We start from the raw sequence: 20,711 nt of genomic DNA, 5'->3' as shown, positions 1-20,711 counted from the left end.
TCCCTGTTGATTCTAACATTATTTGCATGGTAATGGGGCTTATAATCGTGACATCTTTGTTTCATTTCAATCAGAAAATTATTCCCCCAGGACCTGACCCAATTTCTTCACGTTTTACCTTATGGATATAGGATTCCTTTTCAAAAGTATGGATGTACCGGTTTAATTTGTAATAGCCGATATCATTAATCGTATAAAAAATGATTACCGGTTTTCCATTTTTATAGAAAAAATGAGGATTTAGGATATCCGGAATTTCCTTCAGTTCATCCCACGGGTGAATAAAATTTAAGTAGTCTTCTATTTGCGGATTCCGCTCGTCTATATCTGAACGCATCTCTTCTCTGTAATCATCCGTATAAGGCAAAATCCGATCCTGTCCCCATGAACAGCCATGCCATATCGCCCCAAATTCATAAAGCTCATGCAAAGCAATCGCTGCCTGCAGATAAGATAAAGGTGACCTGTCCCCATCAATCGCACCCATAAAGTCATCCAATGCGAACTGAGGCTTAGGCGGACTGAGGAAAAAGTCATCCAACCGGCCGCAAAGATCAGGATCAGGAAGCTCCGCTGCAGCTGGAATCGCCCACACCACCCCATTTCCGTTTCTGCCGCTGAAATATTGATAGCCTCTTAGCTTGTATTCTTTCATGATCTTTAATTGAGAGAATCCATGGATGATATCTTCAGGGTTCTCGGCTGAAATGCTCCAGTCTGCCGGTGGTTCATTTCGGTCTGCATCATCAGCAGAATTCACGATGATATTTGGCTTTGCAGCTGAGGCTGTGAAAATGGTCAGGTTTTTCATGTATGATTTCTCCCTTTGAGTTATGTCATCATCTTTCTACATTGATTGTACGACGCAGCCCTGTTAAATTTTCATATAGGTAGATCAAAAAAATGAAAACACCTGTCCTCTTTGTCCAATGCATGAGGTCAGGTGCCTGATTTGGAACAATTGTTGTAGATGAAGATAGTACGAAGTGTTCTTCTGGAGGATTACTGATTGTTCAGCTTATAGATCTGCCGGGAGTGCTCTGAAATCTTCTGATCATAATAAGCAAGATCATGCTTAGATGCCGCAGATTCTCTTAGCTCGGCAATTTGTTCAATAGCCTGATCTGCTTTCACATCAATAACAGACAATTTTTCATTCATTTCATTTATTTTAACATTAGAGTTAGCAACACTATAAATCAATTGCTGGATAAGATCCTCATGCCGTTTTAAGTCCGCTGTCAGCCTCTTGTCCATAGAGTTGACTTTATGGTCCAGCGTGTTCAGTCTTTTATCCATCGAGCTGACCTTTTGGTCCAAAGCGTCCAGCCTTTTATCCATCGAGCTGACTTTTTGGTCCAAAGCGTCCAGCCTTTTATCCATGGAACCCACTTTATGATCTAATGATTCAAGCTTGTTCAGGATTAAATTCAGTACTTTTTCCACCATTCTCACCTCCTTCTCTAATCATTATATCAGGAACTATGTCGAATTAGACAACATCTAAGAGAACTTAGCATGGATATTATTAGCTTTTCAATCTACCGTATTAGAAAGTGCCTATCCCCATTACTGCTATGCTGGACACGCACTCCTAAGCTGACAAAAGACGCTCTCTGATGCTACTTTTTCTTCCTTTCAATGATATAGTTGCGCTTCCCTTTTTTAACCGAGTATGTATCGGTGGTTCTTTCCATAACAAAGCTGAAGTTATTTACCTTGCGCTTGGATATTCTTGATGCAAGCTTCTCTGTCCGGTCATATCGCATAGAAACATCTTTTTCAGCAGCGTTCAGTTTAAAACAATGCCCGCCGCTCACATAAACGTTTGAGGTATCATGGCTCTCAGGCATGATGGCATCTACATGATGAAGCGCAAACCACACACACTCATCGTGCCCAGGCGATGTATGAGGAAACCAATACATGTCCATTCCACCCGGAATTCTTACTGGTGCAGCTCTGCAGGGTCCAAGTATAGTTTTCGAACCGCTCGATGCACCATTCAGATCAAAGCCATAATAGTTTATGCTTTCATCTATGATCTCAATCGGCCTCTTCTTTACCATAAACGTATAATTCCCTTCCAAAACCAAACTGCAGCATTCGCCTTCTTCGTTATAATGGGCCCTAATTGATTTCGTTTCCGGTATGATGATATACTCCCGTATTAGTAATGCATTCATTGTAATTAATATCCTCCCTTATATTTCACTATTTAAAAAATGTAAATTAAGGAGTATACTAACTTATGAGCTGGTATACTCCATCTCAACTAGACTCTCAGGCTATCGTCTTCCCGGACTCGCCTGAGGGTTTTTTTATGCTGTTACATCATGCTCACCTCCTTTGCGTCTCCAGCCAATTGGCAATCGCCTCTATATTTTTCTTGCTTTTATCAAGGTAAAAGAATTCTCCTCTTGCATTTCCGTCAAATCTTCTCCACTCCGGATTCGTGCTTCTCCAGTTCACTTCTTTTAGGCTATCCATTCGTTCACTCAGACTTTGTTTTTTGACTGACAGTGATTGATATCCCCAGTCTTTCATAGCGTATAAGGATATGGCCTGAATAAGCGGAAAGCTCGCCAGCATGGTTTCGTGATAGTTTCCGATTCTTTTAGGAGATTCTAAGGAGAAAAGTTTATCAAACCAGGAATTTACGACATCCATATAAGCTTCATCCTCTCCCCCGGCATTCTCCTTCCATTCATCCGATCTGTTTAACAGCTTGCCTGCCAGAAAAGTGGCCACAAGCAAGCGCAGCTGGGAAAGTGAGAGAAATTTTTTATTAGCTGGCCGAATAATGGCTCTTTTTTCGGTTTCCACACCTGCTTCTATCAGCTTGGCATTGGATTGGAGAATCCGGTTCGTCATCCCGTTTAAACGGTCTCTCGAATCATAGGCGATTCGCTTGGACAATGCCACCTGTTTCCCTTTTGTGTTTAAATCAATAAAAAGCTGGTTTTCCTCATCTTTGGAAAGTCCTTCAAGGACCTGAATGGAGATCTCTGTCTTCTCCAGCAGATATTGAAGATGATAAGCATTCCGGATTTCTTCATCCTTCTCACTTTTCATGCTCATGAAAATTTGATCCTCGAGCTGAAGCAGGGCTTTCAGCCGGTGTGATCCATCTACTATTTTTAATCTGCCTGGAGTTTGTCCATCCAGCATCCCCTCTTCTGCTGCGGCAACCAGCGGCGGCAGATATATTTCTCCCCCTGCAGCATTCGAGAAGATATACTTTTTAATCCGCCTGACCTGAAGCTGATTCGTGTCTCTCAGAATAAGCCTTTCTTCTTTATGCATATTGACCAGTTCGGAAACAGGCAGCGCTATAAATGTCTGCCGCTTAGTAAAAATGTCATGTACAATCACGGCTTCAGCCCTCCCTGTTCGATTTTCTTTTTGAATTCCAATGAGGTCTGCTGGATTTTTCTCGTGGCAGAATGGCCTTTAATTTTGGAAGACACCGGGTCAAACAAATGCCGGAACATCGGATCATCGTGCTTCCAGCTGCACTCGAATTTTAAGTGTTTGAGTTCGTGTATAGCTTCTTTGCAGGATAAGTTATGAGTCCTGGTCAGCTGGTTGGCACAATAAGCAAGAGCAATTTGCACACCGGAGTAACCGCTAACAAATTTAAATCTGTTAGCGCTTCTCTTCGGGAAAATCTGCTGCCATACTTGAAAAAATTCGACTGCAATCTCTTCTGCTTCCTTCGGATTGCATCTGTAATATGGGGGACCTTTTTTTACAGTCAAAATACCTTCAAACAAGGCAATGATGCATCTCTTCATGGTGGCTAATGATGTAAGTGCGGAGTTGTGAATGGAAATTCTGGAAAGGCTTTGTTCTATTTCAAAGATTGACTGAAGCTTCGCTGCAACAGTTCTCGTCAGCTCAGTATATGGGTCACGCTGATCATAAAGCATGATCTGCCCGATGTGAGCTTCTCTTCTTTCAGTATTTATGTCTGTGAAAAGCTGTTTCTCCTCAGAGGCTGTCAAATCCAGGAATACCTGCATGGCAACTGGATATTCTTTCAATCTTTCAATATAGGTCTGCAGTTTGATTGCTTCATCCAGCCTGCCTGTTTCTTCCGCTGATTCTTTTCTGGATTTAAGATGGCTTATGGCGGATGAAAAACTCGCGCTTCTGTGCTGTCCATCAATGATGTAAAGCTTGCTTCCGGGAGTCAGTTCCCATCCATCCTCCGTTTGGCGAATCGCGCCTCTGGCCGAAAACACAAATGGGGAAAAGTAAAAATCCCTGCCTTCTTCAAGCGATTGGATGATAAACTCTCTAATCTCCACCCGCCTTTTTGGATCCAGCTTTCTCTGAACTTCCTCATCCACTTCAAAAACAGCTTCCAAAGTCGCATACCGCAGCTGAGTAGCCAGTACTTTTTTACCGAATTGATTGTAAGCTGATCCCATAATTCTGGTTAATACGCCAATATCTGTCATATTTCTCACCCCGAGATTTATTATAGGCATGTTGTCTGATTATTGTAAATTCATTTTTCACCATCACACTCGCTCCGTTCTTTCTAAGGCCTGATTTTAATAAGTCAGCCTGCTTTCATACTATTGACGGAAGCGGAAAGACAAGATAAAATATGCAGCTAAATTTTCGAACCTAGCGTGAGACTTTTATTTGTGATTTATGTCACAAACACCTTCTTGAAACACTCTTTTCAACCTTTCTAAAAAAAAACAGATATAAAAGAAAACAAATTTTCCTCTAATTTCGAACATTTTGTGACAGCATGAATGGATGTTTCCTTCTGCTTAGAAATGCTTTACTTTCATAATCAAAAAAGCATAATCTCCTCATACGGAAATTATGCTTCATTGCATCTTCTTTTAATATCAACATGGGGTGTCATCTTTCCTGTTCTTTTATAAGAGCCAGCACCTTTTCCTTAACAGGCAGTGCCGGTATAGCCCCCTTGCCTGCAGCGGTTAAGGCCCCGCTTGCATTAGCAAACAGCAAAAAGTCTGCATGCTTTTCTCTTAATATACTTAACACATTTTCAGGGTTTGCACTAGCTTCCAGAAGCTTGAATAAAAATCCGCCAATAAATGCATCTCCTGCACCAGTGGTATCCTGGGCATCTACTGTGAATCCAGAAGAGTCCCATTTATCAGCTTGTGTATATAATTCGGCTCCATCAGCGCCCTTTGTATAGACCACAGCCTGAACATCTCCCTTGAAGAGTGAAGCAATCGCTTCATCCTCATCACTGATTCCGGTGATGAATTCCAGTTCTTCATCCGAAACCTTCAAAATATGAGCATGGGGCACAAATTCAAGAATGGCAGCCCGGCAATCCTCTGGATTCTCCCATAACGGCAGTCTGACATTCGGATCAAAACTGACAAGACCGCCCTTTTTCTTCATTACTTCCACAGCTCTCTTATGGGCTATTTTCATTGGGCTATTGACCAGGTCCACCGAGCAGAAGTGCAGGATATCCCCTTCACCAAACCACTCTTCCTGCAGCTCCGATTCTTCAAACAGCAAATCTGCAGAGGGTTTCCGGTAGAAAGAAAAATCCCGCTCACCGTTTTCTTTCAGAGAAACAAACGCAAGTCCTGTGTTCGCTTCGCTGGTGCGGAGAATCTTGTCTGTCTCCACCCCAGCGTTTTGAAGCTGTTCAATCAGAAAATCGCCAAATGCATCATAACCGAGCTTTGTAATCATCGATGCATTGTGTCCAAACTTTGCCACAGCCGCAGCAACATTAGCCGGCGCACCGCCCGGGGCCCGCTCAAAAGCAGTGACATCCTTTAATGCAGCCCCCTTCTCGAGCGGGATAAAATCTATTAATACTTCACCAATCGAGTATAATTTCGTCATGTTCTCACCCTTAACGTGTAATGCCTTGCTTTAACTCATGCTTCGTATAAGTGCAGCTGATTTTTTTGTCGCTGAACAATCTGATTCCGTTAGACCCTTTTCCAGGAAAGACTCTTGCCGTGAACACTGCTTCCCCATCATTGATAAAAATCTCAGCAATACTGTGGTCAACAAATACTTGAACTCTTACAGAAGAATCGATTTTCAGTTCTGAGCTCCTTACAAAACCGTATTCCCCGCCAAATGAGGATGCAAATTTTTCCCGGTTCAGACTCACAGCTTGTGAGCTGCGGTCAAACTCAAGCACTAAACCCTCTTTTTCAGAAGCAAAAAGCTCAATCCCAAATACATCAGCATCTAGTGTATCAAAATTAAATTCGAGCTCGTGCTGCCCGATTCCTTCATCAATTATCAGGCTTCCCGACTCAATGGTCACGCTGCTCGTTTCCGACTTTACGCGAAGCTGCTTCAGCATATCTGCCGGTCTTTGAGCAAGCTTCCCATCGACAAGACACAGCTCACGCGGAATTGACAGGCAATGCGCCCAGTCTTCCTTATCACTCGGATAATCGATTTCACCCATTCCGGCCCATGAAAATAACAGGCGCTCATTATGTTTGCCGGCAAAAGTTTGCGGAGCGTAAAAATCAAATCCTTTTTCAAGCTCCTGGAAATGCTCAGGCTCAAATGAAAGAGCTTCTATATCCAAATGGCCCACTGCATACATGACATTATACAGATTATGGTAATCATACCCTTCAGGCTTTAACCCTTGAGGTGAGAAAATCAGCACATCTTTGCCGTCGAGCTCGAAATAATCCGGACACTCCAGCATATACACCGAATCAGGAAAAACAATCTGCAGATTCAGCTCCCCTTTAAATGACCAATCAATGGCATTTTCAGATTCATAGACAATGATGGCACCAGTCAGGTTTTCACACTGTGCACCAAGCAGCATATAGTAGCGACCGTTCTTTTCAAACACCTTTGGATCGCGGACATGCCCGGTATAGCCCTGCGGAACCCCTTCAATAATCGGGTTGTTTTCATATTTTTGAATCTTCCCTTCCTGATCCATGATTGCCAGGCACTGATTCGCCGATCTTTCCTCTGCACTGTATTTGATATTGCCTGTGTAATACAAATAGAGCATTCCGTCCACCTCAAGGGAAGCTCCGGAATAGGCACCATGGGACTCATAATCCTCCACCGGAACCAGTGCAGCCGGGAGACGCTCCCAGTTCACAAGGTCCGCTGATTTTACATGGGCCCAATGCTTCATGCCGTGCATAGCACCGAACGGGTACCACTGATAAAACACGTGGAATTCACCGTTGTAATAGGCAAGCCCATTAGGGTCATTAATTAAACCGTACTGCGGGTGGATATGGTAGGCCGGCTTCCATACGGATTCTGCGGATTTTTCCCGGAGCCTCTCCAGTTCATTCTCTTTTGCGTCATATAACGATCTATACTTCTCTTCTGTATATCTCTCCATACTAAGTCCTCTCCTGTAAAAATAGAGAAGAGAGGAATTTCTCCCTCCAATTCTATTAATCTAAGTTTGGTTTTTTCACTTTAAAGTACACAACCGTCAAAATCGCTCCTACCGCCAGTGCAAGCACATTGGCGATAATATAGTTGATATGTCCGTTTCCTTGTGCCGCCACAATCGCGAAACCAGGCAGTGCAGTCGCACCAAAGCCTAATGCCTTGATTCCTGTCATATATACATACGCTCCTCCGATGGCACCGCCAATACAGCCCATAACGAGCGGAAATCTATATTTCACGTTAACCCCAAACAGTGCAGGCTCAGAGATTCCGAACAATGTCGAACCAAACGCTGAAATGCCAATCTGTTTGGCTTTATCATTTTTCCATAGAGCCAAAGTATACCCAAGCACTGCTCCACCCTGTCCCATTAAAGCAACCGACATCAGCGGCATAATAAAGTTCGATCCTGTGTCAGCAATCAGCTGTGCTTCAACTGCTCCAATGACGTGATGAAGGCCGGTAATAACAATCACCTGCTGGATTCCGGCAAACAGCATGAACCCGACAATGCCTAAGTTATCGACACTCCACATCAGACCCGCGGTAATGCCATCGGATAAGAGACGGCCAAATGGGCCAATAGCCGAGAATAATAGAAAACCAGAAACGACAATCGTTAGAAAAGGCGCAAGGAAAAGCTTGATAATATCCGGCACTTTTCTGCTGAAAAATTGGTCAAGCTTAGCCACAACAAGTCCCATTAACAATGCAATGATAATCCCGCCCTGGAAGGCAACAAGTGAAATCTTTAAGCCGAATAAACTGATGACTTCCGGCTCGACCGTTCCGTTTCCAACTAAATAAGCGTTTGCAAGATCGGGGTGAAGCATAATCGCACCAAGCACTAACCCTAGAACCGGGTTGCCGCCAAAACGCTTTGTTGCTGAATACACAACAAGCAATGGCAGAATCGTAAAGATACCGGTTGACATGATACTGATAAAGCGATTAAAGCCAGCAATGGCCGGATACATTTCAACCACCGGCTGTTCACCGAAAATCCCTTCCTGACTGAGAAGTCCTGTAACCCCCATCAAAAGTGCAGCAGCCAATAAGCCTGGAATAATTTCAACAAACACATCGGATAAAGCCTTAATCCCTTTTTGGAAAGCATTCTGTTTCTGGGCAGATTGCTCTTTTACGTCACCAAGTGACATTCCTGAGATGCCTGCTTCTTCTGTGAAGACAGCATACACATCATTAACTGTACCTGCCCCAAAGATAATCTGCAGCTGATCTCCAGCTACGAACGAACCTTTCACAAAATCGAGCTCTCCAATCGCCTTCGTGTCTGCCAGTGAATTATCTTTCAGAACCAGCCGCAGCCTTGTGGCACAGTGGGCTGCACCTTGAAGGTTTTCCTTCCCTCCAATTAACTTTAGTAATTCTTGGACTGTAGGCAGGTATTTGGATTTTATGTTTGCCATTTGTCTATTTCCTCCCCTTTATTCAGAAACGGAACCGGTTCCATTTCTGGATAAAAAAATAGTCATGTTTGTTTATTGTCTCTTTGGAACCGGTTCCTTTTCAGTTCAAAAAACAACCCGCCTCTTAACCCTTATATGGATTCGTCGCGCGGGAACCGGTTCCATTAATTTGATTATAGTACAGTTTTCAGTTTTCAACAACCTATTTTTGAAAACGTTATCAGCTTTTTACACTTTTCACGCTCTCACCTTCAATAAAATCAAAACCGGAGACTTGCAAGTTCGGGACCTCTTCGCCATAAGTCAATTTAATAATCGTTTCGGCAGCCATGACACCTGTCTCTTCATTTTTAAAGCGAATGGTCGTTAGGGCAGGATGAATGACTCCTGAGATATTGTATCCGCCAAACCCAGCGATTGAAAAATCCTTCGGCACTTTTTTCCCCAGTTTCGTGATAGTCTTCATCGCCCCAAACGCAATTGTGTCAGTAGCACAAATAATGGCTGTCAGCGAACTCTCCTCGAGCACTTCCTGTGTAACTCTGGCTGCATCCTGCAAATCAAACTGGGACACAAAGGTTTTAACATCAGAGACTCCAGCAGACTTTAAACCCTCCATTATTCCCTGCTTCCGGCGCTGCCCTACGGCTATATCACTTTCCGCCACTCCGATATATGCCACAGCGCGATGCCCTTTTTGTGCAACATACTGGCCCATTTTAAACCCTGCCTGATAATCGTCATTAATAATGCAGGTGACATGACCGACCTCCTGGGCGACGATTAAAACTGGAATTTGTATGGAGTTAATCGTCTCGATGTGCTTTTCCGTTACCCCTGTCGCAATCAGAATAATGCCATCCACTTTTTGGCGTGACAAGCTGATCAGGCTTTCGATTTCACGGTCAACATGCTTGCTTGTGCTAATGATCAAGGTGGTGTAATCCCGCTTTCTCAGCTCTTCATCAATGGCCATAAGCACCGTCGATGTAACATAAGAATCAAGCGTTGGGGCAATTACTCCAATAAAGTTTGTTTTCTTTGCCTTCAGGCTTTGCGCAAACGAATTAGGTTCATACTTCGTTTCCTCAACCACCTTTCTGATTTTGGCTTTTGTCTGTTCGCTTACATGGCCGCCATTCAAATACCTGGAAACCGTACTCTTGGCAACTCCGGCAAGCTTTGCTATATCTTTGATCGTTGTATTCATGGAATGTTCACCTTTTGGATTTAGAATTGCTTATATTATATATGAATAGTTGAAGTAATTATAGAGAGGTGCGTGTGGGAACTATCGTACAGCTGGTAAGATTAGATTTATTCTACGATATTTCAGCTTTCATTACAGTCTTACCGGGATCACTGTTACGACTAACTATCTCACCTGCCGCTGTACCTTACCAAAATCTTTTTTACTTGCAAGATGGCTGGTTTTCAAACGGAAAATTATGCTGTAGTGGATGGTTATTTTATAATTCTATGCCTTGCTTAACTATCCTGTCCTGTTGAAGAAGTGAAAATTAACTAAAACTTTATCAAAAAGTCAAGAAAAAGGACAAGATATTGACATTGCAATATTGCTGCACCTAGTAGATTTCTGAAGGATCCTTATACCCGTCTGGCTAATGCAGTGGACGCTCTACCGGGATTCCACGTAAATCTCAGTAGTTTTTTCTAACTAGATCCTGGATGTAATCTGCCCTGCTTTTTAAAAGGCTAGAAAATTGACGTTAGTCTTTTCTAGCCTTTTTATTTATTAACTTATTCTTAATACCATTTTCCCATAAATTTTTTCCAAATACAATTTCGGCTTCAGCTATTTCTTCTAATGGATATATTAATAGTCTTTTTCCCAATTACCTTCACTCTTCATTCTGCTCTGATCTCAGAGGATTTCATTTTGAATAACTTTAATTGAAGGGAAAAAGACATCATTATCGTCAAGAATTCTTCAATTTGCAGATTTCCGGTAAGTGGCTAAATTCTGTAAATCTTTATACAGAAACATTCTCGGCATATACAGGTTCCCGCCTTAACACTTGACCAGCGGTTACCCCTAAGTACTTCCCTTTTTCTGCAGCCAGCTGTCCGTTAACAATTACATAGTTAATACCTGAGGGCTCTTGTAACGGATCCTCGTAAGTAGCATTGTCACGAATGGTTAGTGGATCAAAAATAACAATATCAGCCGCAAATCCTTCTTTTAATAACCCTCTTTTCTTTAGACGTAACAATTGAGCAGGAGCACCGGTCATTTTACGTATTGCCTGTTCAAGCGTAAGGGCATTATTGTCTCTTACAAAGTGCCCCAATACTCTCGGATACGTACCATATAAGCGAGGATGAGGTTTTCCTCCAAAAATGCCATCAGATCCTACAATTTGTAATGGATGCTGTATTCCACCAGTAATTACTTCTTCATCACCCCAGTGTACAAGCATAGTAATTCCCGCACTTTCTTCAAGAAGAAGTTTGAATGCTGCATCGGCAGGTTCAACATTTAAGAGATTGGCAATTTCCACCATATCCTTTCCTTCAGCCCACCGATTTTTATCCGTTGAGACGGATGTAAGCGTGATATTCTCCCAGCCGCAATTCAATACCCAATTTTCATAATCGGAATTATGTTTTAAGTCCTCTTTTATACGGGCTTGTACGCTAGAATCCTTTAGCTTTTCCAACAATTCTGCTGTACCGCCAGAATGCATCCAAGGTGGTAATATAGCATGAAAAACAGTAGACCCTGCTGTATATGGATATTGATCAAATGTTACTTCTATCCCTTCTGACCTCGCTTCATCCATTCTTACTAGAGCCTGTTCATACTTTGATCGATTAATTTTCCCAGCAACCTTAAAGTGGGAAACATGCAGCCGTACCCCCGATTGTCTTGCTACATCAATAACTTCATCTAGCGCCTCTAGTGATTTGTTGCTTTCATTGCGAATATGAACCACAAAGCAACCATCGTACTTCGCTGCACCTTTGCAAATTTCAATTAATTCGTCTTTGCAGGAAAATACATTAGGAGGATAAACCAGGCCTGAAGACAACCCCACAGCTCCCTGTTTCATGCCTTCCTCGACAAGATCCCTCATTTTCTCCATTTCTTCTTTAGTAGCTTGCCGGCCATCAAATCCCATTACCAATGTACGTACAGCTCCATGAGGAACTAGATAAGCTGCATTGCCGGAAATTTTAGATTGATCCAAAAATTCAAGGTACTCTTCAATCGTATTCCATGGCCAATCTCCAATATCGCCGTTTAGCCCCTTTAATTGCTTTTGCCAAAGGGGTTTTGTTTGTTCAGATACAGGCGCTACAGATATCCCGTCCTGCCCAAATAATTCTGTTGTTACCCCTTGCAAAACCTTAATTTTATGAATCTCTGGTTTGGTACATAGAAGGTCCGAGTGTACATGTGTATCGATAAACCCTGGAGTGACAGCCATTTTTTCTGCATCGATAACTCGATTTGCACTTTCATTCTTCAAATCGCCAATTTTACGGATAATACCATCTTTAATCCCAATATCAGATTTTGTCCAAGGATTTTCTGTTCCGTCATAAATACGTCCATTTTTAATGATTAAATCAAACATAATTTTCCTCCTAAAATAATAGATTGATTTTTCTTATATGGATGGAATAAATGCTTACCCTATAGAAGTTTTCTTAATGTGAGGGTTTTCAACTTTTTTGTTTCCCCACATTTTGATGATAATTTGTTCAGATGGCCGAGGAGTTAAACAGCTGACAGCGATCATCAAAATTACGGATAGAGCTGTTGCAGTTACAATGGTTTGCATTCCAAAGGGATTCGGAAAAAGCTCACCAAGAATGATATAGCTGATTAACCCTGTATACATTGAGACAATAGCTCCCCATGCATTAGCTCTTTTCCAATAAAGACCGAATACAATGGGTGCAAAAAAGGTAGCTTCCAGTCCACCTATCGCATAAATTACTAAAAATTGCAGATAGTCTGGTGGTGTTAGAGCAAACAATACCACTCCTAGTCCAATAATCAGGGTAGAGAAATAAGATAACTTAGCTACTTTTCTTTCACTTGCTTTAGGATTGATGTAATTTAAATATATATCTTTTACAACAGAAGCACTCGTCACAAGTAGCATTGAGTTGACCGTTGACATAATAGCAGCTAGCGGAGCCGAAAGTACGAGTCCAGCAACCCATCCCGGCATTATATCTAATATTAATGTCGGCAATGCCATATCTGGTGCTGATAAATCCGGATATAAAACCCTTACAAACGGACCAAGAGTTGCAAAAAATATGGAAAACAACGCCATAATCATTCCACTATAGATTATGGACTTATGCATTGAATCAGTATTTTTGAAGGTCATTCCCCTAACTGAAGCATGTGGTAAACCAATGGCTGCGATGCCAAAAAGCATAAAGTAGGAAAAAAGCATTAATGGTGTTGCTCCTGACGGTCCTGGTAATTCTACCATTTCCGGGTGTTCAGCAACTAGCTTTCCTATTAGGCCACTAAATCCGTCCGTTTTAATTAAAAAGAAAATCCAAAGCAGCACTCCACCAAAAATCATAATGATGCCCTGAATAGCATCTGTTAATGCAACTGCTCTAAAACCACCGTATACAGTATACAGAACAACAGCTAGCCCAAAAATAAGTAATCCAGTTTTATAGGGTAAACCCGTTATTGATTCTAAAATGCGGGCTCCTCCTACAAATTGAGCTACCATATAGGCACTGATAAAAAGGATAACCCCGATAGAACTTCCCAGCACTACCGCTTTACTTTCATATCTTTCCTTGAAAAAATCCGTTAAAGTGACAGCATTAATTTTCCTTGCCACTATCGCAAACTTTTTCCCAAGAATCCCTAATATATATACACCCATTCCAACTTGTGTAAGGAGAATAAGCACCCAGCTAAATCCTGATGTATATGCCACCCCTGGAGAACCGATAAAAGTGCCGGCGCTTGCTGCCGAAGCTAAAATAGTGAAGGTCAATACAAATGGTCCAAGAGATCGGCCTCCAATAAAATAATCCTCCTGAAAGTTTGCATTTTTAACCTTCATTTTCTTGTGAAGAACAATCCCGATTGCAAACGTAGCAATTAAAGTAAGAAATATCGGTATAAGAACATCCCATTTCATTGAGTGAGCACCTACCTTTCATCCTCAGCTTCAATCGACATATCCTTATAAAAGAACTTAATCATGAAATAAGGAAGGATACAAAAAATCGCTGTGCCCATAATCCCTCCCCAAAAGAACCAAGCAGGAAAACCAAGAATATAAGTCATTGAATCTGCGGTTTTGTTAAGCCCAAGCCATAACGATACACCCCCGACAAGAAGAATGTTTATTACAAATAAGCCTACCGTAGCCCACATTTCTCTCGTACATTGGGAATACCTGCTGTCCTCAATAAAATCATCTTGATCACTCACTAAACAATACCTCCTTTTGATGTTTTTACTTCATTTCAATATAAAAATTGACGTTACAACTTCATTTATCAGTATAAATACTCAATATATCATTAGTCAACATAATAATCTTAATCTTTTGATTATTATTAATAAATTGATTGTTAAGAAATATTTCCATGAATCTCATTTTTTCAACTGTAAAGTAGGCAATAAAAAACTTTTGTTGCTGATTTTTGCTTGACGATTTCCACCAATCCAAGGGTATAAACTTTAATCACAGTGTTCTTTTGCCCTCCTCATTAGCACTCATCACAATCGGAGTGTTACGAAAGACATTCTTATCAATAAAACCTTCAAATACAGATATGTTCTCGCTAATTTAACAGCTATTTGCTCCATTAAAATAATGTAAAATAAAAAGAAAAAATTGAAAGTATGATAAAATTTATAAAAATTCAGAAATATATTTCGCACAAAAAATCAGGAGGATAAAAAAGATGAAAGACATTGAAAGAATAGAAATAAAAGCATGGAAAGACAAATATCCTTTACTGAATAAGCTCATATCGACAGAAGAGGTTTTTTGGATCAATCCTAATCTGGAAACGTTTCAAACTGGAATTAAAAAATCTCCCCTTACTCTAGAAGATGTAAAAGATGCAGAGGAAAGGCTGCAACGTTTTGCACCATTTATCTCTAAAGCTTTTCCTGAAACAAAAGAATCCAATGGTATCATAGAATCTCCTTTAGTGAGAATACCTTCAATGAAAAAATCCTTAGAGCAGAATTATCAGCAGCCTATTCCAGGAGAATTATTATTAAAATGCGATAGTCACCTTCCTATATCCGGATCTATTAAAGCAAGAGGCGGGATTTATGAAATTCTCAAGCATGCAGAAAAATTAGCGTTTCAACATCAATTGTTAACCATTCAAGATGATTATTCGATTTTAGATAGTGAAAAATTTCGAACATTTTTTTCACAATACTCAGTCGCAGTAGGCTCGACTGGAAACTTAGGACTTAGTATTGGCATCATAAGTGTAAAATTAGGTTTTAATGTTTCTGTTCATATGTCAGCTGATGCAAAACAGTGGAAAAAAGAATTGCTCAGAAGCAAAAATGTCAAAGTTATTGAATATGAAGCTGACTACAGTAAAGCGGTAGAAGAAGGCCGATCCCAGGCATATAGTGACCCAGCATGTTATTTTGTGGATGATGAAAATTCTCAAGACCTATTTTTAGGTTATGCAGTGGCTGCATCTCGATTGAAGCAGCAATTGGAAGAGTCAGGGATCATAATAGATAAAAATCACCCTTTATTTGTTTACCTTCCATGCGGAGTAGGCGGCGGTCCTGGAGGCGTAGCCTTTGGTTTAAAATTATTGTTTCAAGACAATGTTCACTGTTTTTTTGCAGAACCCACCCACTCGCCATGTATGCTGCTCGGCTTAATGACTGGCCTTCATGATAAAATTTCTGTACAAGATATTGGCATTGATAATCTTACAGACGCTGATGGGCTTGCTGTAGGGAGGCCATCGGGATTTGTTGGTAAAACTATAGAGCCGTTTCTAGGTGGAACTTATACTGTCAGCGATGAACTGCTTTATAAGTTATTAAAGGAACTAGTTGATACAGAGGGCATCCAGTTAGAACCTTCTGCACTAGCAGGACTGATTGGACCAAGTAAATTATGCAGTGAAGGTAAAGATTATTTACACATGCACGGTTTAACGGAAGCAATGAATAAGGGTACACATATTGTGTGGGCGACAGGCGGAAGCATGGTTCCTGAAAAAATGATGGCACAATATTATCAAAAAGGGCTGGAATTAGCATCGGGAAATAGAAGCAGATAACTTGACAATAATATAGGAAAACACCCCTTAGTCTGAAATCAAGCTAAGGGGTTAACTAATTAGTTTTAAAATAAATAGGTCCTGCTTTACTGTTAATGCATCATCATCCTTTTAAAATAGGCATCACTTTATCAATTGCTTTTTGCAGTTTTTCACTATTTTCACTATACATCTGCTTAGCTTCTTTTACTTCGGTTCCAAGAGCAAACAGCTCTAAGTCTGCTTGGCATTTTTTCAGGGTCGAAAGAATTAGGGCTCGATCCTGAGGTGATGGGACTTGTAATTGATCGTCAAACAGGTCTACTGTTAACTCTCCATAGGAGTTAACTTGTCCCAGAAACACATTTTCGACCGTTACACCAAACTTATCTAATTCAGTGTATAACCAGGCCCGGCTTCGTCCGATCGTGGCAAGCGGTTCATCCATTATAACACCATCCATAATGACAGTCTGAGGCTCTTTGATTGGAGCAATCGCCAAGTTTAGATCCTTTGGTGTTAATGGCTGATTTTCTTTCTTTAGCATGACGGACAAATCTCCAGTCGGCTCTAATACGGCGAATTCTACATCCGCCACTTGATAAACATCCTTCCTGCGAAGCAGCTCCAGTAACTCATCTGTCGTGTATCTTTCCTTTTTCATGTTATCTTCCATGATTTTTCCGTCTTTTATAAAGATAGTTCCTGTACCTTCTACAAAATCACGAAACTTTTTACTTTTTAAGGAAAGTACACCAGAGATAAAGGGTATCGCTGCAAAGATAATAACTCCGATGATCCCGTGAAAAATGCTCCGTTCAAGCCCCATAGCAACCTCAGCACCTATACTCCCAATAGAAATACCAGTGACATATTCAAAGAAAGATAACTCTGATATTTGTTTCTTTCCTAACCATTTCGTAATAAAGAATAAAATTACAACAAATAAAATTGACCGTACGGCAATATCTAACCATGCAGGCACTGATTAACACCCCCAGCAAAAATAATATCTCTTAAAAACCTTTATACTGAAATTCTTCCCGTTCCATTTCACCTATTCGCTTTTTTAAATCCGTTACTACCTCATGGACACTCATCATGGTTTCATGGAGTGTACGCTTTGATTCAAAGTCTTGAGTCCTAAGTGCTAAGCTGGATAAATCGGCTTCTGCACCTTTAAGGCTGGCAAGAGTCTGTTTTACATTTGATGCAATCGTCATTTAACATCCTCCTTATCCTTTTGGCTTAAAAATAAGGGCTCCCAGCATTCCAAAAATAATGGCAGCTGAAATACCTGAACTCGTTACTTCAAACATTCCCGTGAGTACACCAACTATCCCGTGTTTTTCTGCTTCCTGCATAGCCCCATGCACAAGGGAATTGCCAAAGCTTGTAATAGGTACGGTAGCGCCTGCACCAGCAAAATCAATCAAGGGTTCATATAATCCAAATCCATCTAAAATAGCCCCTGCTACGACAAGAGAACTTAATGTATGTCCGGGTGTCAATTTAAACACATCAAACATAATCTGCCCAATGACACAAATCAAACCGCCTACGGTAAAAGCCCAAAAATAGGTCATATGGATGATTGCCCCCCATATTCAATGGATACTGCATGGGCGATACAAGGGATCGATTCGCTTTGCTGAAAAGAAAGTGGAGATAATAAGGCACCTGTGGCCACGACTAACATTCTTTTAAATTCTCCTTTCTTCATGCGATTTAATAAATGCCCATAAACGACGGTTGCTGAACAACCTGGACCACTTGCACCTGCCAGGACTGGCTGACCCTCCCGATAAATCATAAGACCGCAATCCTGGTATCGCTCTTCACTGATGGAAATTCCATGCTTTTTAAATAAATCAAGGGAAACTTCACGCCCTATTTGGCCAAGATCCCCGGTGACGATTAAATCATAATAAGATGGATCAATGTTTCTTTCCGTTAAATGCGCCTCAATGGTATCTACCGCAGCAGGAGCCATGGCCCCTCCCATATTAAATGGATCTGTTAAGCCCATATCAATTACACGGCCAATTGTTGCAGATGTAACACTTGGTCCTTCACCAGAATCACTTAAAAGGGCCGCGCCAGCACCTGTGACTGTCCATTGGGCAGTAGGAGGCTTTTGTCCGCCATATTCAGTTGGATAACGAAATTGCTTTTCAACTGCTGTATCATGACTGGAGGCTCCAGTCAGTATATATTTAGCTCCATTGGTATTAACGATATAAGCAGCTAATGCAAGCCCCTCCATTGAAGTAGAACAGGCACCAAACAAACCAAAATACGGTGCTCCAATTGTCCGGCTAGCGAAACTGGTTGGCGTTATTTGATTAATTAAATCACCGGCAAAGATAAATTGTACTTGATCCTTTTGGATTCCGCCTTTTTCCATCGCTTTCTGACAAGCTTCTTCAAAAAGGACTTTATGTGCTTTTTCATAGGAATCTTGTCCAAGCCATAAATCAGCATGAAGAGTATCAAAGTCATCCGGTATAGCTCCATTGGCTTCAAAGGGTCCCCCAATAGTTCCAGTCGAAATAATGACGGGCTTTTGTTCGAATATCCATGTACGATGGCCTGCAAGCATTATAAACCCCCCCATCTGATTAAAATTGTCTTAATTAAGGCAATGACAAAGGCAGAAAAAACACCGAATAAAATAACCGAACCCGCCAATTTAAATATATTACCGCCTACGCCCAAGACAAATCCTTCGGTTCGATGTTCCACGGCAGGTGATATGACTGCATTGCCAAAACCAGTTACGGGTACCGCTGTCCCAGCCCCCCCAAATTGGGCAATTCGGTCATATACACCAAAACCAGTAAAAAGCATTGTAATAAAAATTAACGTTCCAACCGTCGGGTTGCCGGCCGTTTGCTCTGTAAAATCAAAATAATAAATGTAAAAATCCTGAATAAACTGGCCAATAAGACAGATGAGACCGCCTATTAGAAAGGCTTTTATACAATTTTTCACAACCGGCCTTTTGATTTCGCGCTGTTTTTGCAGTTCCTGGTATTCCTGCTGGACTGGTGAAAGCTGTTTCTTTTGATTATTTGACATGGCTTCATCCCCCACTTTACGTCTGTTCCTTAATAAGATTTTTAAGTTTTTTCAAATCCTTTTTTAGGTTTTTCTTATTAGTTTTGTTTTTTTGCAGTCTTTCTTCAATTTTTTGGAGTTCCCATAACATTTTTTTATCGGACGAAACGACAACCATGTGATTCGGATACATTTTTTCCAAGTCGGATGTTACGGTCTTCTCGATACTTTTTAAGCGAAAACGGTCGAAATTTTCTACCTTTATCGCCGCTAGAAGCTCCTTATCCGTATTCACAGCCCTAACATCCGTAATTTCGTCCTTAGTTATAATCTTTTCTTTAGCGTGGTTAGCGATAGATTGATCGAATGGCTTCCCTGTATGTACTTGCGAAACACTAGACTTTTTATTGTTATTATCCAATTGATTTTCATTACATCCAGAGCTTAGTCCGATAATGATTAGCAATAATATAAGAATTTTAAAATTAGCTATGTTGACTTTCATGAAAATCACCTCATTTTATCCATTCAAAATCGGGAAAAAGGTTGGCCGATATCCAACCAACCTTTTGTATCGTGTTAATGATTATTGTTTGTATTGAGGTTCTTCTTGTTCAATTTGCTGAACACGCGGTGAAATACTGTCCACTACGGCTTGAGTTTGTTTAGCGGCATCTTGATACAGCTGCTTCGCTTGTTCATTATCTGTACTAAGAGCAAATGTTTCAAAGCTCGCCTGAGTACTTTTTAGTCCTGCCAGAGCTGTTTTAACGTCATTGATGACTGTCATGAATGGCACCTCCTTTGTTTTTTTAGGACCTTTTTAGAATGCTTTAAAAAACGATTTTTATGCTTAAAATTTTCCGGATAAAACCTGCTTTGGCTAACCAAGCGAGAATTTATGTCAATTCTTTATTAGGGGTACTTTACGGAGAATCGATACGTTTTGTAAGAGATCCACTTTTCACCCTTATGCATTCTTGATGAGATACTATGTCATAGCGAATTTTGTAGTTTTCGATTTTTCAAAGAACAAAAAACAGGATACATCAAAAACCCAGGGAAATTTTAAAGGGAAAATTGTCCGGCATTCGATCCCTGCTTCCACCATCTGAAGAATTTTTTGTCGCGGAAATTTTTTACTCCCCCAAGCATCTCTAAAATATGGAGGAATTGGTCAGGCAGACTTTTACTCATGAGTTATGAGATTCTAAACGAGGAAAGTGTGCGGTTAAAGAAATTAACAAAGACTTATTCCAAAAAGTAACATACCTATGAAGGGTGTGTATAATTATAAAAATAATTAAATATTTATGCATTTTTGTATTTAAATTATATTTTGAATCCGTTATAATAATATTGGTCGAACTATTCAAACAGTTGACCCCCTATATTTTGAGCTTAGAGTATTCTAAGCTCACTTTTTTTACAGATAAAAATAAAAAAGAGCTGAACTCAAATTTAATGAGTCAGCCTCAAGAAACAAGATTAAACTTCAATTTATAGTAAAAAGGATTTGTTTCGGCGAAT

At 40.7% G+C, this 20,711-nt stretch carries 21 protein-coding genes; 1 reads left to right on the top strand and 20 read right to left on the bottom strand.

Going from position 1 to position 20,711, the window contains the following annotated elements; translation table 11 throughout:
* Positions 1 to 70: 70 nt before the first annotated feature.
* The 13 genes from BK139_RS10935 to BK139_RS10880 form a co-directional block, all read right to left on the bottom strand.
* Positions 71 to 811 (bottom strand): hypothetical protein, encoded by a 741-nt coding sequence (locus tag BK139_RS10935; protein ID WP_076258524.1) that lies wholly within the window; start codon positions 809 to 811, stop codon positions 71 to 73.
* A gap of 191 nt (positions 812 to 1,002) precedes the next feature.
* Complete coding sequence (locus BK139_RS10930; protein WP_076258522.1) at positions 1,003 to 1,449, bottom strand: hypothetical protein; 447 nt, start codon at positions 1,447 to 1,449, stop codon at positions 1,003 to 1,005.
* 173 nt (positions 1,450 to 1,622) lie between these two features.
* The gene (locus BK139_RS10925; protein ID WP_076258520.1) at positions 1,623 to 2,186 is read right to left on the bottom strand and encodes a competence protein ComK; all 564 of its coding nucleotides are present in this window, start codon (positions 2,184 to 2,186) and stop codon (positions 1,623 to 1,625) included.
* Positions 2,187 to 2,340: 154 nt separating this feature from the next.
* On the bottom strand, positions 2,341 to 3,375 hold the full coding sequence (locus BK139_RS10920; protein WP_076258517.1) for a DNA sulfur modification protein DndB: 1,035 nt from the start codon (positions 3,373 to 3,375) through the stop codon (positions 2,341 to 2,343).
* Positions 3,372 to 4,466 carry a DNA sulfur modification protein DndB gene (locus BK139_RS10915; protein WP_061791262.1) on the bottom strand — a complete coding sequence of 365 codons (1,095 nt, stop codon included), beginning with the start codon at positions 4,464 to 4,466 and terminating at the stop codon, positions 3,372 to 3,374. Before BK139_RS10915 ends, BK139_RS10920 begins: the two co-directional genes overlap by 4 nt.
* A 418-nt stretch (positions 4,467 to 4,884) precedes the next feature.
* Positions 4,885 to 5,862 (bottom strand): carbohydrate kinase family protein, encoded by a 978-nt coding sequence (locus BK139_RS10910; RefSeq protein ID WP_076258513.1) that lies wholly within the window; start codon positions 5,860 to 5,862, stop codon positions 4,885 to 4,887.
* Between the two features lie 10 nt (positions 5,863 to 5,872).
* Positions 5,873 to 7,363, bottom strand: coding sequence for a glycoside hydrolase family 32 protein (locus BK139_RS10905; RefSeq protein ID WP_076258511.1), 1,491 nt, complete (start codon positions 7,361 to 7,363; stop codon positions 5,873 to 5,875).
* A gap of 55 nt (positions 7,364 to 7,418) precedes the next feature.
* Positions 7,419 to 8,849 (bottom strand): PTS transporter subunit EIIC, encoded by a 1,431-nt coding sequence (locus BK139_RS10900; RefSeq protein ID WP_076258509.1) that lies wholly within the window; start codon positions 8,847 to 8,849, stop codon positions 7,419 to 7,421.
* 220 nt (positions 8,850 to 9,069) lie between these two features.
* A complete protein-coding gene (locus BK139_RS10895; protein ID WP_076258506.1) occupies positions 9,070 to 10,059 on the bottom strand; it encodes a LacI family DNA-binding transcriptional regulator in 990 nt (329 codons plus the stop codon).
* A 520-nt stretch (positions 10,060 to 10,579) separates the two neighbouring features.
* On the bottom strand, positions 10,580 to 10,705 hold the full coding sequence (locus tag BK139_RS24340; RefSeq protein WP_261391754.1) for a hypothetical protein: 126 nt from the start codon (positions 10,703 to 10,705) through the stop codon (positions 10,580 to 10,582).
* A 138-nt stretch (positions 10,706 to 10,843) separates the two neighbouring features.
* Positions 10,844 to 12,451, bottom strand: coding sequence for an N-acyl-D-amino-acid deacylase family protein (locus BK139_RS10890; RefSeq protein WP_076258504.1), 1,608 nt, complete (start codon positions 12,449 to 12,451; stop codon positions 10,844 to 10,846).
* A 54-nt stretch (positions 12,452 to 12,505) separates the two neighbouring features.
* Positions 12,506 to 14,002, bottom strand: a complete 1,497-nt coding sequence (panF, locus tag BK139_RS10885; RefSeq protein WP_019382205.1) for a sodium/pantothenate symporter — start codon at positions 14,000 to 14,002, stop codon at positions 12,506 to 12,508.
* Between the two features lie 11 nt (positions 14,003 to 14,013).
* The gene (locus BK139_RS10880) at positions 14,014 to 14,298 is read right to left on the bottom strand and encodes a DUF997 family protein (RefSeq protein ID WP_019382206.1); all 285 of its coding nucleotides are present in this window, start codon (positions 14,296 to 14,298) and stop codon (positions 14,014 to 14,016) included.
* Between the two features lie 479 nt (positions 14,299 to 14,777).
* Here BK139_RS10880 and BK139_RS10870 point away from each other — a divergent pair, with 479 nt between their 5' ends.
* Positions 14,778 to 16,142, top strand: coding sequence for a D-serine ammonia-lyase (locus tag BK139_RS10870; protein ID WP_076258501.1), 1,365 nt, complete (start codon positions 14,778 to 14,780; stop codon positions 16,140 to 16,142).
* 103 nt (positions 16,143 to 16,245) lie between these two features.
* Here BK139_RS10870 and BK139_RS10865 read toward each other — a convergent pair whose 3' ends face one another.
* From BK139_RS10865 to BK139_RS10835, 7 genes are all read right to left on the bottom strand, one after another.
* Positions 16,246 to 17,106 (bottom strand): DUF421 domain-containing protein, encoded by an 861-nt coding sequence (locus BK139_RS10865; protein WP_076258498.1) that lies wholly within the window; start codon positions 17,104 to 17,106, stop codon positions 16,246 to 16,248.
* Between the two features lie 31 nt (positions 17,107 to 17,137).
* Entirely contained in the window at positions 17,138 to 17,344 is a 207-nt protein-coding gene (locus tag BK139_RS10860) for a DUF1657 domain-containing protein (protein ID WP_061791255.1), read from the bottom strand.
* Between the two features lie 12 nt (positions 17,345 to 17,356).
* Positions 17,357 to 17,707, bottom strand: coding sequence for a stage V sporulation protein AE (gene spoVAE / locus BK139_RS10855; RefSeq protein WP_019382211.1), 351 nt, complete (start codon positions 17,705 to 17,707; stop codon positions 17,357 to 17,359).
* A complete protein-coding gene (gene spoVAD / locus BK139_RS10850) occupies positions 17,704 to 18,723 on the bottom strand; it encodes a stage V sporulation protein AD (protein ID WP_019382212.1) in 1,020 nt (339 codons plus the stop codon). The genes spoVAE and spoVAD overlap by 4 nt, the downstream gene beginning before the upstream one ends.
* On the bottom strand, positions 18,723 to 19,202 hold the full coding sequence (spoVAC, locus tag BK139_RS10845; protein ID WP_076258495.1) for a stage V sporulation protein AC: 480 nt from the start codon (positions 19,200 to 19,202) through the stop codon (positions 18,723 to 18,725). Before spoVAC ends, spoVAD begins: the two co-directional genes overlap by 1 nt.
* A 16-nt stretch (positions 19,203 to 19,218) precedes the next feature.
* Positions 19,219 to 19,686 (bottom strand): YhcN/YlaJ family sporulation lipoprotein, encoded by a 468-nt coding sequence (locus BK139_RS10840; protein ID WP_076258493.1) that lies wholly within the window; start codon positions 19,684 to 19,686, stop codon positions 19,219 to 19,221.
* 81 nt (positions 19,687 to 19,767) lie between these two features.
* Complete coding sequence (locus BK139_RS10835) at positions 19,768 to 19,971, bottom strand: DUF1657 domain-containing protein (RefSeq protein ID WP_019382215.1); 204 nt, start codon at positions 19,969 to 19,971, stop codon at positions 19,768 to 19,770.
* Between the last annotated feature and the right edge of the window lie 740 nt (positions 19,972 to 20,711).

Source organism: Paenibacillus sp. FSL R5-0490, assembly GCF_001956215.1.
GTDB lineage: Bacteria > Bacillota > Bacilli > Bacillales > Cytobacillaceae > Cytobacillus.
The sequence above is the reverse complement of the archived record's forward strand: the minus strand, read 5'-3'. Positions and strand labels throughout refer to the sequence as shown.

What these genes read in the sequence shown, in the direction of transcription:
- BK139_RS10935 (WP_076258524.1), bottom strand. Translation starts at nt 811, where the DNA reads ATGAAAAACCTGACCATTTTCACAGCCTCAGCTGCAAAGCCAAATATC.
- BK139_RS10930 (WP_076258522.1), bottom strand. Translation starts at nt 1,449, where the DNA reads ATGGTGGAAAAAGTACTGAATTTAATCCTGAACAAGCTTGAATCATTA.
- BK139_RS10925 (WP_076258520.1), bottom strand. Translation starts at nt 2,186, where the DNA reads ATGAATGCATTACTAATACGGGAGTATATCATCATACCGGAAACGAAA.
- BK139_RS10915 (WP_061791262.1), bottom strand. Translation starts at nt 4,466, where the DNA reads ATGACAGATATTGGCGTATTAACCAGAATTATGGGATCAGCTTACAAT.
- BK139_RS10910 (WP_076258513.1), bottom strand. Translation starts at nt 5,862, where the DNA reads ATGACGAAATTATACTCGATTGGTGAAGTATTAATAGATTTTATCCCG.
- BK139_RS10905 (WP_076258511.1), bottom strand. Translation starts at nt 7,363, where the DNA reads ATGGAGAGATATACAGAAGAGAAGTATAGATCGTTATATGACGCAAAA.
- BK139_RS10900 (WP_076258509.1), bottom strand. Translation starts at nt 8,849, where the DNA reads ATGGCAAACATAAAATCCAAATACCTGCCTACAGTCCAAGAATTACTA.
- BK139_RS10895 (WP_076258506.1), bottom strand. Translation starts at nt 10,059, where the DNA reads ATGAATACAACGATCAAAGATATAGCAAAGCTTGCCGGAGTTGCCAAG.
- BK139_RS10890 (WP_076258504.1), bottom strand. Translation starts at nt 12,451, where the DNA reads ATGTTTGATTTAATCATTAAAAATGGACGTATTTATGACGGAACAGAA.
- panF (WP_019382205.1), bottom strand. Translation starts at nt 14,002, where the DNA reads ATGAAATGGGATGTTCTTATACCGATATTTCTTACTTTAATTGCTACG.
- BK139_RS10870 (WP_076258501.1), top strand. Translation starts at nt 14,778, where the DNA reads ATGAAAGACATTGAAAGAATAGAAATAAAAGCATGGAAAGACAAATAT.
- BK139_RS10860 (WP_061791255.1), bottom strand. Translation starts at nt 17,344, where the DNA reads ATGACGATTGCATCAAATGTAAAACAGACTCTTGCCAGCCTTAAAGGT.
- spoVAE (WP_019382211.1), bottom strand. Translation starts at nt 17,707, where the DNA reads ATGACCTATTTTTGGGCTTTTACCGTAGGCGGTTTGATTTGTGTCATT.
- spoVAD (WP_019382212.1), bottom strand. Translation starts at nt 18,723, where the DNA reads ATGCTTGCAGGCCATCGTACATGGATATTCGAACAAAAGCCCGTCATT.
- spoVAC (WP_076258495.1), bottom strand. Translation starts at nt 19,202, where the DNA reads ATGTCAAATAATCAAAAGAAACAGCTTTCACCAGTCCAGCAGGAATAC.
- BK139_RS10840 (WP_076258493.1), bottom strand. Translation starts at nt 19,686, where the DNA reads ATGAAAGTCAACATAGCTAATTTTAAAATTCTTATATTATTGCTAATC.
- BK139_RS10835 (WP_019382215.1), bottom strand. Translation starts at nt 19,971, where the DNA reads ATGACAGTCATCAATGACGTTAAAACAGCTCTGGCAGGACTAAAAAGT.